The 2,746-nt window shown below is 63.9% G+C and carries 3 protein-coding genes; all 3 read right to left on the bottom strand.

The genetic code is table 11. The features are described from left to right. Positions 1 to 76: 76 nt before the first annotated feature. Complete coding sequence (locus tag BG842_RS10015) at positions 77 to 511, bottom strand: hypothetical protein (RefSeq protein WP_007979135.1); 435 nt, start codon at positions 509 to 511, stop codon at positions 77 to 79. A 53-nt stretch (positions 512 to 564) separates the two neighbouring features. After that, positions 565 to 1,305, bottom strand: coding sequence for an NAD(+)/NADH kinase (locus BG842_RS10010; protein ID WP_069450633.1), 741 nt, complete (start codon positions 1,303 to 1,305; stop codon positions 565 to 567). Positions 1,306 to 1,419: 114 nt separating this feature from the next. Further along, positions 1,420 to 2,730 (bottom strand): M28 family peptidase, encoded by a 1,311-nt coding sequence (locus tag BG842_RS10005; RefSeq protein ID WP_069450632.1) that lies wholly within the window; start codon positions 2,728 to 2,730, stop codon positions 1,420 to 1,422. Between the last annotated feature and the right edge of the window lie 16 nt (positions 2,731 to 2,746).

Raw genomic sequence — 2,746 nt, 5'->3', positions numbered from 1 at the left:
CCCGCGAAAAATCGAAACCCCATCACTCGGGAGCGGGATGTGAGAAACGAGAAAGGGAAACCCGAACGGAGCCGCTTCAGATAACGGCGTCCCAGATCGGCTTGATGATGAAGAAGACCGTCTCGTAGCCGATGTACATGAGGACGAGCACGGACGCCAAGACGGCCGCTTTCGGTTTTTCGAGCGGGAGTCCACGACGAAGCTCGACCGAGCGGGCCTCCACTTCGAAGAAGTCGGTGATGACGAGACCGAGGACGAGCGTCGAGAGGACGATACCGCCGTGGTGGTGGAGCGTCAGGAAGTAAAACGCCGAGAGGACCAGCAGGATGTTGCTGACCTCGTGGGGAATCCAGCGACTCAGCGTTTCGCGGTCGTCGTCTTTTGCCTGTTTCTCGTAGTTACGGGACGCGAGAATACGCGTCAACATGTTGACTAACACGAGACCGAACACGACGAACCCGGCGTACGGTTCGAGCGCGTCGACCGGTCCGAGTAATGATAGGGGTTGCATGCTCGAAACTCAGTGCGACAGCGTATTATATTCTTTCCAATTGGGCCGCTCGGTCACTCGTCGAAAAACCGCCGACTTGATACGACGCTGACGAGTTCCATCGAACCGTCGAACGCAACTTCGACCGGTTCGTGCGGTTCGACGGGACGGACCGACCGGTCGTCGGCGAGGAGTTCCACCGCGTCCTCGTCGCGTTCGACGGCCAACGTCACCGGGCCGCCGAGCACCCAGTTATCGACGTGGATGGCGAACGGTGCGACGGGAACGACGGAAACGACCCCGGTACCCCGTTCGACGACCGGTCCTCCGGCGTCGTGCGCGTAGCCCAAACTCCCGGTCGGCGTGGCGACGACCACGGCATCGGCACGGAACTGGGAAACCTCTTCGTCCGCGACGCGGACGCTGTACTCCGAGATTCGGGCGGGTTCGCTGGTCACCAGCGTCGCATCGAACAGCGCGTCGGCGACGTGTTCACCATCGACGGTCGCCGAGAGTAGCGGTCTGTCCACCGTCGTCCACTCCCCGGCGAGGAGGTCCGCGACGGCGGGTTCGATGTCGTCCGGCGCGACGCTCTCCAATCCCGGTCCGGCATCGACCGGCAGGACCGGGACCGACACGCCCGCGCGCACGAGGTTCGTGACTGCCTGCTCGCCGACCGCAACGACGACGGTCGGGTTCGCGTCGAGGACGGTTCCGGCGTTCTCGCTCGTCGTCGGTTCGGCTTCGTCACCGAGCGCACCCTCGATTTCCTCGACGACATCGCCGTCGGTACTCGGTACGATGCCTACACGCATTCTGGCCTCCGTCCATAGTGGTCGCGTGGTTCGGTCATTATCAGAACAGTCTCACCCCGACCAGAAAAGGATACCGCGCTCCGAGTGAAATCGCGCGACGGAAACGGACGCGGGTTACTCGTCGTAGGGCCAATCGCCGATTATCTTCATCCCCGCCGCTTGGTCCTCGGCTTCGAGCGCGTCGGCGATTTCCTCGGGGGCTTTGTGTTCGACCTCGAACTCGTCGCTCGCGAGGTACACCGCCAACTCGGTGAGGAGGATGGCCTGTTCGCGGAGGTCGCGGACTTCGAGTTTGTCCAGCGTGTCGGCGAAGGTGTGTCCCCATCCACGTCCCTCGTCGCCCGTCTCGCTCATGACGTGATAGCCCGGGACGCCCCACTGGACGAACGGCCAATGGTCGCTGTGCGGTCCCTGTTCGGGAATCGTCGAGATGGGGTGTCCGTACTGGTCCGCGACTTCGTGAGCCCCGTCGTCCAGTTCGTCGAACCCGTGCGTGGTGAACGTGAGCGTCCGCCCTCGGGCCACGCCGTCGTTGTTCAGGATGGCTTTGATACCGTCGAAGTCGGTGACGCTGGCCATGTGCGACGACCCGTCGAGACCGACTTCCTCGGCACCGAAGGCGACGAAGTGAACCTTCGTGTCGAGTTCATCCTCGCGCTCCGCGAGCGCGTTCGCCATCTCGACGACCATGGCCGTTCCCGCACCGTTGTCCATCGCGCCCTCGGCGATGTCGTGGGCGTCGATGTGGCTGGTGACGAGCACTTCCCGCTCGGTGTCCGGGCCGAGCTCGGCGTGAACGTTCTGGCTGGTCGCGTCGTCTATCTCCGCATCGACGTTCACCGTCACGTCGTCTCCTTCCCAGCGCCGAGAGAGTCGAGCACCGACTTCCTTCGAGACGCCGACGGCGGGGATGTCGCCGATGGGGTCCGCTTCGGTGCCGACGCTGCCGGTCGGCGGGAGACAGCCCTCGACGTGGTTGCGGAAGACGAAGGCGGCGGCACCGCCCTCGACGGCGTAGTAGTACTTCTCTCGTCGGTGGATGAACCGGTCGTAGTGGCTCGGGACGTTCGAGGCGACCATCACGACTTTTCCTTCGATGTCGTGCTTCTCGAAGTCGTCCGGGAGTCCGTAGCCGAGGTCCACCAACTCGCCGTCCGCGCTTCCGTCGGGACTGCGCGGCAGGGCGATACAGTCCTGTGTGGTGTCGCCAGCCTCGATGGAACTGGACCCCCGCGTCCAGCCCTGCACGTCGAACTCCGCCAGGCGAGCGTTCCGCGCGCCAGCGTCGGCAAGCGCGTCCCGGGTCGCTTCCGCGGCTTCCCGTTCTCCGTCGCTCCCGGTCATTCGGTTTCCGATATCGACTATCGTCTCCAGGAAGTTCCATCCCGCATCGCTCGTGAACGTCCGCCCGATCCACTGTGACATACGCCTACACATCTCT

Origin of the sequence: Haladaptatus sp. W1 (assembly GCF_001723155.1) — an archaeon.
GTDB lineage: Archaea > Halobacteriota > Halobacteria > Halobacteriales > Haladaptataceae > Haladaptatus > Haladaptatus paucihalophilus.
This window is presented reverse-complemented; position numbering and strand designations above follow the sequence as displayed.